Origin of the sequence: Mycolicibacterium fluoranthenivorans, assembly GCF_011758805.1 — a bacterium.
GTDB classification, from domain to species: domain Bacteria; phylum Actinomycetota; class Actinomycetes; order Mycobacteriales; family Mycobacteriaceae; genus Mycobacterium; species Mycobacterium fluoranthenivorans.
Map to the genome: position 1 here is coordinate 386,773 of NZ_JAANOW010000003.1, position 12,871 is coordinate 399,643.

Annotated in this window: 15 protein-coding genes; 7 read left to right on the forward strand and 8 right to left on the reverse strand. The window is 68.3% G+C overall.

Annotated elements, in window-relative coordinates; all coding sequences use genetic code 11:
- Positions 1 to 44 precede the first annotated feature (44 nt).
- Entirely contained in the window at positions 45 to 545 is a 501-nt protein-coding gene (locus FHU31_RS25285; protein WP_167163459.1) for a phage holin family protein, read from the forward strand.
- Positions 546 to 1,508, forward strand: coding sequence for an alpha/beta fold hydrolase (locus FHU31_RS25290; RefSeq protein WP_167163460.1), 963 nt, complete (start codon positions 546 to 548; stop codon positions 1,506 to 1,508). It abuts the gene before it with no gap.
- Here the strand turns inward: FHU31_RS25290 and marP are convergent.
- The 4 genes from marP to nth are packed head-to-tail and all read right to left on the reverse strand — an operon-like array spanning position 1,505 to position 4,888.
- Complete coding sequence (gene marP / locus FHU31_RS25295) at positions 1,505 to 2,692, reverse strand: acid resistance serine protease MarP (protein ID WP_167163461.1); 1,188 nt, start codon at positions 2,690 to 2,692, stop codon at positions 1,505 to 1,507. The genes FHU31_RS25290 and marP overlap by 4 nt on opposite strands.
- On the reverse strand, positions 2,692 to 3,477 hold the full coding sequence (locus tag FHU31_RS25300) for an NUDIX hydrolase (protein ID WP_167163462.1): 786 nt from the start codon (positions 3,475 to 3,477) through the stop codon (positions 2,692 to 2,694). Before FHU31_RS25300 ends, marP begins: the two co-directional genes overlap by 1 nt.
- Complete coding sequence (locus FHU31_RS25305) at positions 3,474 to 4,127, reverse strand: TlpA family protein disulfide reductase (protein WP_167163463.1); 654 nt, start codon at positions 4,125 to 4,127, stop codon at positions 3,474 to 3,476. The genes FHU31_RS25300 and FHU31_RS25305 overlap by 4 nt, the downstream gene beginning before the upstream one ends.
- On the reverse strand, positions 4,124 to 4,888 hold the full coding sequence (gene nth, locus FHU31_RS25310; protein WP_263988020.1) for an endonuclease III: 765 nt from the start codon (positions 4,886 to 4,888) through the stop codon (positions 4,124 to 4,126). Before nth ends, FHU31_RS25305 begins: the two co-directional genes overlap by 4 nt.
- Positions 4,889 to 5,083: 195 nt before the next feature.
- Here nth and FHU31_RS25315 point away from each other — a divergent pair, with 195 nt between their 5' ends.
- Both FHU31_RS25315 and crp read left to right on the forward strand, forming a co-directional pair.
- Complete coding sequence (locus FHU31_RS25315; protein WP_167163464.1) at positions 5,084 to 5,326, forward strand: hypothetical protein; 243 nt, start codon at positions 5,084 to 5,086, stop codon at positions 5,324 to 5,326.
- 102 nt (positions 5,327 to 5,428) lie between these two features.
- A complete protein-coding gene (gene crp, locus FHU31_RS25320) occupies positions 5,429 to 6,103 on the forward strand; it encodes a cAMP-activated global transcriptional regulator CRP (protein ID WP_019510750.1) in 675 nt (224 codons plus the stop codon).
- A gap of 22 nt (positions 6,104 to 6,125) precedes the next feature.
- Here crp and FHU31_RS25325 read toward each other — a convergent pair whose 3' ends face one another.
- The 3 genes from FHU31_RS25325 to FHU31_RS25335 are packed head-to-tail and all read right to left on the reverse strand — an operon-like array spanning position 6,126 to position 7,545.
- Positions 6,126 to 6,926, reverse strand: coding sequence for an MBL fold metallo-hydrolase (locus tag FHU31_RS25325; RefSeq protein ID WP_167163465.1), 801 nt, complete (start codon positions 6,924 to 6,926; stop codon positions 6,126 to 6,128).
- Positions 6,923 to 7,387, reverse strand: a complete 465-nt coding sequence (locus FHU31_RS25330) for a RidA family protein (protein WP_167163466.1) — start codon at positions 7,385 to 7,387, stop codon at positions 6,923 to 6,925. Before FHU31_RS25330 ends, FHU31_RS25325 begins: the two co-directional genes overlap by 4 nt.
- Positions 7,384 to 7,545 (reverse strand): Sp36 family protein, encoded by a 162-nt coding sequence (locus FHU31_RS25335; RefSeq protein ID WP_109762369.1) that lies wholly within the window; start codon positions 7,543 to 7,545, stop codon positions 7,384 to 7,386. The genes FHU31_RS25330 and FHU31_RS25335 overlap by 4 nt, the downstream gene beginning before the upstream one ends.
- Positions 7,546 to 7,593: 48 nt before the next feature.
- Here FHU31_RS25335 and bagA point away from each other — a divergent pair, with 48 nt between their 5' ends.
- Both bagA and bagB read left to right on the forward strand, forming a co-directional pair.
- Positions 7,594 to 8,604 carry an ATPase BagA gene (gene bagA, locus FHU31_RS25340; RefSeq protein WP_263988019.1) on the forward strand — a complete coding sequence of 337 codons (1,011 nt, stop codon included), beginning with the start codon at positions 7,594 to 7,596 and terminating at the stop codon, positions 8,602 to 8,604.
- A 5-nt stretch (positions 8,605 to 8,609) separates the two neighbouring features.
- Positions 8,610 to 9,743: an ArsA family ATPase gene (gene bagB / locus FHU31_RS25345; RefSeq protein ID WP_167163467.1), complete on the forward strand. Its 1,134-nt coding sequence runs from the start codon at positions 8,610 to 8,612 to the stop codon at positions 9,741 to 9,743.
- Positions 9,744 to 9,800: 57 nt separating this feature from the next.
- Here the strand turns inward: bagB and FHU31_RS25350 are convergent, their stop codons facing one another.
- Positions 9,801 to 10,136 (reverse strand): WhiB family transcriptional regulator, encoded by a 336-nt coding sequence (locus FHU31_RS25350; protein ID WP_308206737.1) that lies wholly within the window; start codon positions 10,134 to 10,136, stop codon positions 9,801 to 9,803.
- Between the two features lie 246 nt (positions 10,137 to 10,382).
- Here FHU31_RS25350 and ponA2 point away from each other — a divergent pair, with 246 nt between their 5' ends.
- Positions 10,383 to 12,836 carry a transglycosylase/D,D-transpeptidase PonA2 gene (gene ponA2, locus FHU31_RS25355; protein ID WP_167163468.1) on the forward strand — a complete coding sequence of 818 codons (2,454 nt, stop codon included), beginning with the start codon at positions 10,383 to 10,385 and terminating at the stop codon, positions 12,834 to 12,836.
- Positions 12,837 to 12,871: the final 35 nt, after the last annotated feature.

The following is a 12,871-nucleotide window of genomic DNA, read 5'->3' on the forward strand; positions in this document are numbered from 1 at the left end:
CGGGCTGGATCGATGGATGTGACGCGACATGGCACCATAGCCCCATGACGACAGGGCAAAGCAAGAACGGCGTGCCGACCACGGTCGCATCCATTCCCCTCGTTGACCCGCATGCCCCGAAGGTCGACCCGTCGATCGGCGACCTGGTCAAGGACGCCACCGCGCAGGTGTCGACCCTGGTACGCGCCGAGGTGGAGCTGGCCAAGGCCGAGATCACCCGCGACGTCAAGAAGGGCCTCACCGGCAGCATCTTCTTCATCGCCGCCCTGGTGGTGCTGTTCTACTCGACGTTCTTCTTTTTCTTCTTCCTGGCCGAGCTGCTCGATGAGTGGATCTGGCGGTGGGTCGCCTTCCTGATCGTCTTCGTGCTCATGGTGCTGACGACCGGTGCACTGGCGCTGTTCGGCTATCTGAAGGTGCGCCGGATCCGTGGGCCCCAGCAGACGATCGAAACCGTCAGGGAGATCCCGGCCGCGCTGACCCCGGGCCACGACAAGACCCCCGACGTGGCGCGCCCGGCTCCGACCGACCCGTCGGGCTGGTAAATGCACCCGCCCGATCCGTCGGTGGTCTACCTCGACGGCCCGTGGCGTCATCTTCAGGTCCACGCGAACGGCATCCGCTTCCACGTGGTGGAGGCCGAGCGTTCACCGGACGACCAGGCCGACAATCCTGACCGCCCGCTGGTCATCCTGTTGCACGGCTTCGGTTCGTTCTGGTGGTCGTGGCGTCACCAACTGCGGGGCCTGGCCGCCGGAACCAGCGCGCGGGTGGTGGCGGTCGATCTGCGCGGCTACGGCGGCAGCGACAAACCCCCGCGCGGGTACGACGGCTGGACCCTGGCCGGTGACACGGCCGGTCTGGTGCGCGCGCTGGGGCATCGCAGCGCGACGCTGATCGGACATGCCGACGGGGGGCTGGTGTGCTGGGCCACCTCGGTCCTGCACCCGCGCGCGGTGACGGCCATCGGACTGGTCAGCTCACCGCATCCGGTGGCGTTGCGGGCCTCCGCCCTGACCCGGCTCGACCAGGGCAGAGCGCTGCTGCCGTCGATGTTGCGGTACCAGGTGCCATTCTGGCCCGAGCGTGAACTCACCCGCAATGGCGCGGCCGGGCTGGAACACCTGGTCCGCGCCCGGGCGAGCGCGAAATGGCAGGTCTCCGAGGACTTCGCCGAGACCATTGCGCATGTGCGCACGGCTGCCCGGATTCCTGGGGCCACCCACTGCGCACTGGAGTATCAGCGCTGGGCAGTCCGCAGCCAGTTACGCGCCGAGGGCCGCCGGTTCATGCGGTCGATGAAACGGCCGCTGGCCATTCCCGTCCTGCACATGCGCGGTGACGCCGATCCGTATGTGCTCACCGATCCGGTGCACCGCACCCGCCAGTTCGCGCCGCGCGGGCATTTCGTCTCGATCGACGACGCCGGGCACTTCGCCCACGAGGAATCCCCGGAGGCCGTCAACGCGCAGCTGACGCGATTCCTGACCCAGGTGTATCCGCGCTAAGAAATACACTTGCCGGTCGGCACCGGCGCGGTGTTGCCGACCTTGAGTCGCTGCTGCAGCACTTCCTCGGCGGTGAGCACGAATCCGGTATCGGCATCGTCGACGGCCGCGCCGAACACGACCCCGAGCACCTTGCCGTCGGTGTCGATCATCGGGCCGCCCGAATTGCCTTGTTTGACGGTCCCTCTGATCGTGTAGACAGTCCGGTTCACCGTGGTGGTGTGGTAGATGTCGGGCCCGTTGAGCTCGATGGTCTCGCGGATGCGCGCCGGGGTCGCGGTGAATTCGCCGCCACCGGGATACCCCATCACGACGGCGTCGGTCGCCGGTTTGGCCTCGGCGTCGTGGAACAGCAACGGCGGCGCGGGCAGGTCCGGCACCGCGAGAATCGAGATGTCCTCGTCGGGGTCGTAGGAGACGACGGTGGCGTCATAGGACTTGCCGTCCACCTCGACGGTGACGGTCTCGGCACCGGCCACCACGTGCGCGTTGGACATCACCCGGTTCGGGGCGATGACGAACCCGCTGCCCTCCAACACCTTCTGGCAGCTGGGGGCGACGCCGCGGATCTTGACCACGCTGGCGCGGGCGGCAGCGACGTTGGGGGTGTTGACCAAGGCGCCGTCGGGTGCGTCCACCGCGACGATCGGGGTGCGCCCGAAAGGCGGCAGCAGATCGGGCAGACCGGAGGTGTCCAGCAAGCCGGCCAGCCGGGTCGGCACCTTGCGCATCCACTCCGGCGCGAGCCCGTTGACCTCGGTGAGGACCCGCGAGCCGCGCACCGCCGCGCTCAGACCGGGCTGGCTGGACGAGGTCAGCGGGGCGGCCAGCAGCCAGGCGGCCAACAGCACCGCGACCAGCTGCAGACCCGCACCGACGAGCGAATCGACACCGCGCAGCAGTCGGTTGCGGATGGCGCCGCGCACCGCACGGCCGAGCACCACGCCGGCGATCTCACCGATCACCACCAGCGCCAGGATGAGGAACAGCGTCGCGAACAGCCGCGTGCGCGCCCCGTCGATATGACTGACGATGTGCGGGGCCAGCAGCACCCCGGCGACGGCACCGAGTACGACGCCGACCAGGGAGAGCAACGAGCCGAGTGCACCGGAGCGCAGACCCGACAGCGCAGCGACGACGGCGAAGGCGAGGATGACGAGGTCAAGCCATTGAGACGAGGTCATTATTGCTCTACACCGTACTGGCTGGCCCGCCCAACCAGCGCCATTGCCTCGTCGAGTTCGCGCACGTCGCCGGTGTTCCAGGGCTGGGCCCAGCCCGCGACATCCAGCAGCGCCGAGATCACCTGGCCGGTGAATCCCCACACCAGCATCTGGTTGAGCAGGAACGCCGGGCCGGCGAAACGGCTGGTGTTCTGCTGCCGGTAGACCATCAGCCGATTCTCCGGATTGGTGAACGCGCGGACCGGTACCCGCGCCACGATGGCCGTCTCCGCGGGATCGACGACCTCGACGGGGCCGGGGTCCGGCGAATACGCCAGCACCGGCACCACGTGGAACCCCGAGGGCGGGATGAACATCCGGTCCAGCGTCGCCAGCGGTGTCAGCCTGGCGGTGTCCACCCCGGTCTCCTCCCTGGCCTCGCGCAGGGCGGTGCCCACCGGGCCGCCATCCTCCGGGTCGGCTGCCCCACCCGGGAAAGCGGCCTGGCCGGAATGGTTGCGCAGCGTGGACGCCCGCACCGTGACCAGCAGGTCGGCGTCCTCGGGCAGCCCGCCGGCCGGCGCGTCCTGCGGCCCGGAGAACAACACCAGCACCGCCGCATCGCGTTTGGTGCCGGAGCGGGTCGCCGAGGAGTTGGCGTCCGCGATCGCGGCGAGCACGTCGGCGGGGACCCGGCTCCGATACGCGTCCGGCACCCGGCCGACGTTGTCCACCAGCCCGCGCAGCCACTCGGGCGTGGCCGCCGGCGTCACACCGGCGTTCTGGCCGGCATCGAGCGTGCTCATCCCGGCACTCCTATCGATGGATTCACCGCCGCGGCGATGTCGTCGGCGTGGGCGAACGGCCGGGGCAGGATTTCGGCCACGCTACCGTCCGCCCGCAGCACGACGGTGGCAGGCATGACGTTGGGCACCTTCAGCGCGGCGGCGACCAGCCTGCGGCCGTCCTGCAGCATCGGCAGGTGCACGCCGAGTTCGGCCATCCGCATCAGACCGGCCGACTCGTTCTCATCCTGGTGCACGGTCACGACGCTCACCTCGGTTCCCATCCGGCGCTGGTATTCGGCCATCGCCGGCAGCTCGTCGGTGCACGGTCCACACCAGTAGGCCCACAGGTTGAGCACCACCGGGCGCCCGGCCAGCGCCGGCGCGACGTCGACGAGTTCGCCGTTGCCGGCGCATTCCAGGGTGATCCCGCGCAGGGCGGGCGGTCCCGGCTGGGGACCCGGCCGCGGGCACGGTGGCAGATCAGCCGCTGCCCGCGGGCCCTGCAGCGCCGCGGGGGTGTCCGCGTCGCGGTGATCGCGGGCGGTGAGCGCCTCCTCAGGTGAGCCCGGTGCCGTGGTCCGATCCGTCCCGATCTCCCGCCACAGCGCGACGGCCAGCGCCACGAAGACGATCAGCACCACCGCGGTCCAGCGCGCAGACCTGCTCACAGCCCGGCGAGCGCCAGCAGATGCTCGGTCTCGGGGCCCTTGACCAGCGCTGCCGCCGTGATCGGATCCGTGGGGCCGGCACCGAAAGACGGGCAGTCCTTGGCCAGGACGCACACCCCGCACGCCGGGCGACGGGCGTGGCAGACGCGGCGGCCGTGAAAGATCACGCGATGGCTCAACAACGTCCACTCCCGGCGTTCGATGAGCTCGCCGACGATGTGCTCCACCTTGACCGGGTCCTCCTCGGCGGTCCAGCGCCAGCGGCGGACCAGTCTCCCGAAGTGGGTGTCGACGGTGATCCCGGGGATGTCGAAGGCGTTGCCCAGCACCACGTTGGCGGTCTTGCGACCCACCCCGGGCAGGGTGACCAGGTCTGCCAGATTGCCGGGCACCTCGCCGTCGAACCGGGCCTCCAGCTCCTGGCCGAGGCTGATCAGCGCGTTGGCCTTGTTGCGGTAGAAGCCGGTGGGCCGGATCAGCTCCTCCAGCTCGGTACGGTCGGCCTGGGCATAGTCCAGCGCTGTGCGGTACTTGGCGAACAGCGCCGGGGTGGTCAGGTTGACCCGTTTGTCGGTGCACTGGGCCGACAGGATGGTGGCGACCGTCAGTTCGAGCGGATTGGTGAAATCCAGTTCGCAGTAGACATGAGGGAACGCCGTCGCCAGGGTGCGGTTCATCCGGCGGGCCCGGCGAACCAGGCCGAGGTGGGTCTCGGCATCCCATTCGGTGGCCGATTTACTCCGGCCGGTGCGAACTGTCACCCGAATCAGCGTACTGACGTGCGAGCCCAGGGCGAGCGGAGCGACGGGAGAACAGCCCAGGGCGAGCGGAGCGACGGGAGAACAGCCCAGGGCGAGCGGAGCGACGGGAACAAGGGCCTGTAGTCGTGTAGTGCTGTGTCTACCGGTGGCAAACCGTGATCTGGCTGAGACCTTGGCCGTGTTTACTCATCATTCGTGTCGTGGTTGCTGGTGGCGTTCGTGCCGGGGTTGCTGATGCTGGCAACCTTCGGTCTGGACCGGTTGGAAGCCGGGTTGCGCGTCGACACTGAACCCGCCGCGGCCGCAGACAATTTGCTGGACCGGGCGCCCACCCCGAGACCGGCGATGCAGCACACGGCGGTGCTGCCGACCCGGATCCACGCATCGGCCGGACTGAATCCGCAATTTCCGGCGACTCGCCAGCCCAATCGTGTGTAGCGTTGGCACGTCGCGAACTGGCCAGCATCTAGACTGAATTCGCTCACCAGCCAGCGGTTGGTCTGCGCGTGTCATATCAACAATTAGCTTAAGAGGGGCAACGTGGACGAGATCCTGGCCAGGGCCGGAATCTTCCAAGGAGTCGAACCCACCGCGGTGGCGGCGCTGACCAAGCAGCTGCAGCCGGTCGACTTCCCGCGGGGACACACCGTGTTCGCCGAGGGTGAGCCCGGCGACCGCCTGTACATCATCACGTCCGGCAAGGTGAAGATCGGCCGCCGTTCTCCCGACGGTCGCGAGAACCTGCTGACCATCATGGGTCCGTCGGACATGTTCGGTGAGCTCTCGATCTTCGACCCCGGTCCGCGTACCTCCAGCGCCACCACCATCACCGAGGTGCGCGCAGTGTCCATGGACCGCGAGGCCCTGCGCGCGTGGATCGCCGACCGCCCCGAGATCGCCGAGCAGCTGCTGCGTGTGCTGGCCCGTCGTCTGCGTCGCACGAACAACAACCTCGCCGACCTGATCTTCACCGACGTGCCTGGCCGGGTCGCCAAGCAGCTGTTGCAGCTGGCCCAGCGTTTCGGCACCCAGGAGGGTGGCGCGCTGCGCGTCACCCACGACCTGACCCAGGAGGAGATCGCCCAGCTGGTCGGCGCCTCCCGCGAGACGGTCAACAAGGCGCTCGCCGATTTCGCCCATCGCGGCTGGATCCGCCTGGAGGGCAAGAGCGTGCTGATCAGCGACTCCGAACGGCTGGCGCGCCGAGCACGGTAGCGCGCACTCGGGCCGGCGAGCGTCAGCCTCGCAGGTAGTCCAGCTGCGCCTGGGTTGATTTCTCGGCTGCGTCCCACAGCTTCTGGTCGACATCGGTGTAGACGTGTTCGACGATCTGACGTGCGGAGGCGTCCTCACCGAGAATCCGCAATGCCCCGCGCACCTGGTTCAGCCGCTCCTCGCGGTGCGCGAGGTACGCCGCACTGACCGCCTCGAGATCATCGAGCTCGGGACCGTGGCCGGGCAGCACCCGGCGCCGGCCCAGGCCGTGTAGCCGGCGCAGCGATTCCAGATAGTCGGCGAGGCTGCCGTCTTCGGTGTCGATGACGGTGGTGCCGCGGCCCAACACCGTGTCGGCGGTCAGCACGGCTTCGAATCCCCCGTCGCTGTGCTCGCCCCGCGTACCGACGAGGAACGACAACGAGTCCGCGGTGTGCCCCGGCGTCGCCATCACCTTGATCCGGACCCCGGCGGCGTCGATCTCCTCACCGTCGGTGAGTGGGCCGCCCAGGCCGCGCTGGAAACCGCTGCCGACGGAGCGCACCACGGCACCGGTGCGCTCGACGATGGCGTCGATACCCCCGGTGTGGTCCTCATGTTTGTGACTGATCAGTACCAACGGGATCGGGCCGAGGTCGGCCAGCCGGCCGATGTGCTCCGCATCGTCGGGGCCGGGGTCGACGATCACCATCTCGGCACTGCCCGGGCCGCGCAGCACCCAGGTGTTGGTGCCGTCGAGCGTCATGATGCCCGGGTTGTCGCACAGCAGTACCGAGGCCAGTTCGGTCACCGGCCGCAGCACGCCGTACGCCGGATGCGTCACGCCTGGCTCGATACCTCGACGATAATCTCCACCTCGACCGGTGCATTGCGCGGCAGCTCGGACACCCCGACCGCGGAGCGGGCGTGCACGCCGGCGTCGCCGAACACCTCGCCGAACAGTTCCGAGGCCCCGTTGATGACGCCCGGCTGGCCCGCGAAACCTGGTGCGGAAGCCACGAATCCGACCACCTTGACCACTTTCACCACCGCGTCGATACCGACGAGTGCGTGCACCGCGGCCAAGGCGTTGAGGCCGCTGATCCGGGCCAGCTCCTTGGCCTGCTCCGGGGTGACCTCGGCGCCGACCTTGCCGGTGGCGAGTAGTTCACCGTCAGCGATCGGCAGCTGCCCGGCGGTATAGACCAGGTTCCCGGTGCGGGTTGCGGGCACGTAGGCCGCCAGCGGGGCGACCACCGGCGGCAGCTCGATGCCCAGTTCGGTCAGCCTCTGCAGATGGCTCACTTGGGCCGCTTGAGGTAGGCGACGTGCTGTTCACCGGTGGGACCGGGTAGCACCGACACCAGTTCCCACCCGTCGGCGCCCCACTGATCGAGGATCTGCTTGGTGGCGTGTGTCAGCAACGGGACGGTGGCGTACTCCCACCGGGTCGGTTCGCTCATGCTGGAGAGCTTATCCGGAGCACGGATGTTCACAGCTAGCATGCACTGGTGGACCCTGCACCCAACCCGGTCGGCTGGCCGACGCGCCTGACCGAGGCCCGCCTGCATTTCGTATCGGGCAAAGGCGGTACCGGTAAGTCGACGATCGCTGCCGCGCTCGCCTTGGCCTTGGCGACGGGTGGACGCAAGGTGCTGCTGGTGGAGGTCGAGGGACGCCAGGGCATCGCCCAGCTCTTCGATGTGCCACCGCTGCCCTACAAAGAGGTGAAGATCGCGACCGCCGACGGGGGCGGCCAGGTCAACGCGCTGGCCATCGACACCGAGGCCGCGTTCCTGGAATACCTCGACATGTTCTACAACCTGGGCATCGCGGGCCGGGCGATGCGCCGGATCGGCGCCGTCGAGTTCGCCACCACCATCGCGCCCGGGCTTCGCGATGTGCTGCTCACCGGCAAGATCAAAGAGCTCGTGGTGCGCAACGAAAAAGGGAAGTCGGACAGCTACGACGCGATCGTCGTCGACGCGCCGCCGACCGGTCGGATCGCCCGGTTCCTGGATGTCACCAAGGCGGTCTCGGAGCTCGCCAAGGGCGGGCCGGTGCACTCACAGGCCGACGGCGTGGTGAAGATCCTGCACTCGCAGCTGACCGCCATCCATCTGGTGACGCTCCTGGAGGCGCTGCCCATCCAGGAAACCCTGGAGGCGATCGACGAGCTGCGGGCCCTGGACCTGCCGATCGGCAGCGTGATCGTCAACCGCAACATCCCGACCTATCTGCCCGCCGACGCGCTGGGCAAGGCCGCCGAGGGCGACATCGACGCCGACGCGGTCCGTGCCGGCCTCGCCAAGGTTGGAATCACCTTGTCGGACAATGACTTCGCGGGTCTACTCACCGAATCCATCCAGCATGCCACCCGGATCGCCGCCCGCGCGGAAAGCGCCGAGCAACTGGAGGAACTCGACGTGGCCCGCCTGGACCTGCCCGCCATCGCCGACGGCGTCGACTTGGGCAGTCTGTACGAGCTGGCCGAGGCGCTCGCCCAGCAGGGAGTGAGATAGCACCCATGAGCACCACGCCTCCCGCGCTCGATCTGGGCGCGATCCTGACCGACAAGTCCAATCGCGTCGTCGTGTGTTGTGGCGCAGGCGGTGTCGGCAAGACGACCACCGCCGCGGCGATGGCGCTGCGCGCCGCCGAATACGGCCGCACCGTCGTCGTGCTGACCATCGACCCGGCCAAGCGCCTGGCGCAGGCACTCGGCATCGAGAGCCTGGGCAACACCCCGCAGCGGGTGCCGCTGGCGCCCGAGGTCACCGGTGAGCTGCACGCCATGATGCTCGATATGCGCCGCACCTTCGACGAGATGGTGCTGCAGTACTCCTCCGACGCCACCCGCGCGGAGGCGATCCTGGAGAACCAGTTCTACCAAACCGTCGCGACATCACTGGCCGGCACGCAGGAGTACATGGCCATGGAGAAACTCGGCCAGCTGCTGGCCGAAGACAAGTGGGACCTCATCGTGGTCGACACCCCGCCGTCGCGGAACGCCCTGGACTTCCTGGACGCCCCCAAACGACTCGGCAGCTTCATGGACAGCCGGCTCTGGCGGCTGCTGCTGGCCCCGGGCCGCGGTATCGGCAAGCTCGTCACCGGCGCCGTCGGCCTGGCGATGAAGGCGCTGTCCACCGTGCTCGGCTCTCAGATGCTCGCCGATGCGGCCAGTTTCGTCCAGGCCCTGGACGCCACCTTCGACGGGTTCCGGCAGAAGGCCGACAAGACCTACGAACTGCTCAAGCGCAGGGGCACCCAATTCGTCGTAGTGTCGGCGGCCGAACCGGACGCGCTGCGTGAGGCCTCGTTCTTCGTCGACCGGCTCTCCCAGGAACGCATGCCGCTGGCCGGCCTGATCCTGAACCGGACCCATCCGACCTTGAGCAACCTGGCCGGGGAGCAGGCTGCTGCCGCCGCCGACAAGTTGGACGCGCAGGAGCCCGGTGGATTGACCTCGGCGGTGCTGAGGATTCACGCGGCCCGCGCGGCGACCGCCAAGCGCGAGGTGCGGCTACTGGGCCGGTTCACCGGCGCCAACCCGCATGTCGCCATCGTGGGGGTGCCCTCGCTGCCGTTCGACGTGTCCGACCTGGAGGCACTGCGGGCGATAGGCGATCAGCTCACGGGTGTCGCCGAAACCGCCTGAGAAAAGGCGTGTACCCCACGAATCGTGGGGTACACGGTGCTTGCTGGAACAGAAGGTCTAGACGGCGCTGCGGTGCTTGCGCTGGGCGGCGAAGAACTCGGCCCAGGACACCACCTCGGGGTGCTGTTTGAGCAAGGCGCGGCGCTGACGCTCGGTCATCCCGCCCCACACCCCGAACTCGACGCGGTTGTCCAGGGCGTCCGCGCCACATTCGGCGATGACGGGGCAGTGCCTGCAGATCACGGCGGCCTTGCGTTGGGCCGCTCCGCGGACGAACAGTTCATCCGGATCGGCCTGCCGGCAGCGGGCCTGGGAGACCCACGCGATGCGTGCTTCGGCCTCTGCGCAGGGCGCGGCAACGTCGGGTTGCTGGCCCGTGCCTGATTTGCGTATTGCAGTCGACGAAACTGACACCAGCAACCCTTTCGCTTCGACGGACCAGACCGCGGGTGCGATCTACGCCACATTGCGTCCAATAGTGTTACCTGAATCGCATTGTGTGTCCAAGCTAGGTGGTCAGAGGGGTTTTACGCAACAGTCAGATCACGATTTTTTGGGACGGGCGTGCAGTCGGGCCGTCCCACGTACAAACGCACCGCTCGCAGGCCACCTCAGAAACGTCTGGTTAGTCTGTTACCCATGGCAGAGCAGCACCCGGCGCGCCCACCCGTTGCGGTGACGCTCATCAAGCTCGCGTGGTGCTGCTTGTTGGCCAGCGTGATCGTCGCCGGTTTGATGTTTCCCGTGGTGGGCGGCTTCGGCCTGATGTCCAACCGCGCGTCCGACGTCGTCGCCAACGGATCGGCACAGCTGGTCGAGGGCGAGGTCCCCGCGGTGTCGACGATGACCGACGCCCGCGGCAACCCCATCGCGTGGCTGTACAGCCAGCGCCGGTTCGAGGTGCCCAGCGAGCAGATCGCCAACACCATGAAGCTGGCGATCGTCTCCATCGAGGACAAACGGTTCGCCGAACACAACGGTGTGGACTGGAAAGGCACGCTCACCGGGCTTGCCGGGTACGCCTCCGGCGATATGGACACCCGCGGCGGCTCCACGCTCGAACAGCAGTACGTGAAGAACTACCAGCTTCTGGTGATCGCCCAGACCGACGCCGAGAAGCGCGCCGCGATCGAGACCACGCCGGCGCGCAAGCTGCGCGAGATCCGGATGGCGTTGACCTTGGACAAGACGTTCACCAAACCGGAGATCCTGACCCGCTATCTCAACCTGGTGTCATTCGGTAACGGCGCCTTCGGAATCCAGGATGCGGCCCAGACCTATTTCGGCATCAACGCCTCGGAGCTGAACTGGCAGCAGGCCGCCCTGCTGGCCGGCATGGTCCAGTCGACCAGCGCACTGAACCCGTACACCAACCCCGACGGCGCGCTGGCCCGGCGAAATCTCGTGCTGGACACCATGATCGACAACATCCCCCAGGAGGCCGAGGCGCTGCGGGCGGCCAAGCAGCAGCCGTTGGGCATCTTGGCGCAGCCCAACGAGCTGCCGCGCGGGTGTATCGCCGCCGGGGACCGCGCGTTCTTCTGCGATTACGTCCTGGACTATCTGGCACGAGCCGGTATCAGTAAGGAGCAGGTGGCCAAGGGCGGCTATCTGATCCGCACCACGCTGGATCCCGACGTGCAGGCCAACGTGAAATCGGCGGTCGACGGTATCGCAGCACCCGATCTCACCGGTGTCGCCAGCGTGATGAGCGTGATCAGGCCGGGCAAGACCGCCCACCCGGTGCTGGCGATGGTCAGTAACCGCACCTACGGTTTGAACACCGAGGCCGGCGAAACCATGCAGCCCCAACCCTTCTCGCTCGTCGGCGACGGTGCGGGCTCGATCTTCAAGGTGTTCACCACCGCCGCCGCCCTCGATATGGGCATGGGTATCAGCGCCACCCTCGACGCGCCCGCGCGCTTCGAGGCCAAGGGTCTGGGCAGCGGTGGCGCCAAGGGCTGCCCGGCCGCCACCTGGTGTGTACAGAACGCGGGCAACTACCGCGGGCAGATGAGCGTCACCGACGCGCTGGCCACCTCGCCGAACACCGCGTTCGCCAAGCTGATCAGCCAGGTCGGAGTCCAGCGCACGGTGGACATGGCGGTCAAGCTGGGGCTGCGGTCCTACGCGCTGCCCGGCACCGCACGCGACTACGACCCGGAGAGCAACGAAAGCCTCGCCGATTTCATCAAGCGGCAGAACCTGGGCTCCTTCACCCTGGGTCCGGTCGAGGTGAACGCGCTGGAGCTGTCGAATGTCGCTGCGACGCTGGCTTCCTCGGGCACCTGGTGCCCGCCCAGCCCGGTCGACAAGGTCTTCGACCGCACCGGACAGGAGGTCTCGGTCACCACCGAGACCTGCGAACAGGTCGTGCCCGAAGGACTGGCCAACACCCTGGCCAACGCGATGAGCCATGACGACCAGGGCAACGGCACCGCCGCCGGTTCGGCCGGGGCCGCGGGCTGGAACCTGCCGATGTCGGGCAAGACCGGCACCACCGAGGCCCACCGGTCGTCCGCGTTCCTGGGCTTCACGAGCGCCTTCGCCGCGGCGAACTACATCTACGACGACTCCAGCACTCCCGGTGACCTGTGCTCGTTCCCGCTGCGCCAGTGCGGATCCGGCAACCTGTTCGGCGGTAACGAGCCGGCCCGCACCTGGTTCACCGCCATGAAGCCGATCACCCCGGACAGCGTGCAGTTGCCACCGACGGATCCGCGGTACGTCGACGGCGGACCGGGCTCGAAGGTGCCCAGCGTCGCGGGGATGAGCCAGGACACCGCGCGCCAGCTCCTCAAGGACGCCGGCTTCCAGGTCGCCGACCAGGCCAGCCCGGTGAACAGCGTGTCTTCGGCGGGCACCGTGGTGGGGACTTCGCCGTCCGGGCAGACCATCCCGGGTTCGATCATCACCATCCAGATCAGCAACGGCATCCCGCCGCCACCGCCGCCACCGCCGGCGGGCATTCCGGGCCTGGATCCGCTCGCCCCACCGCCGCAGGTGGGTTCCACGGTCATCGAGATCCCGGGACTGCCGCCGATCACCGTGCCGGTGCTCGGTCCGCCGCCACCGGCACCGCCGCCACCGTGATCACAGGTGTAAGGCAGGTCGTCGTACGTCACGGG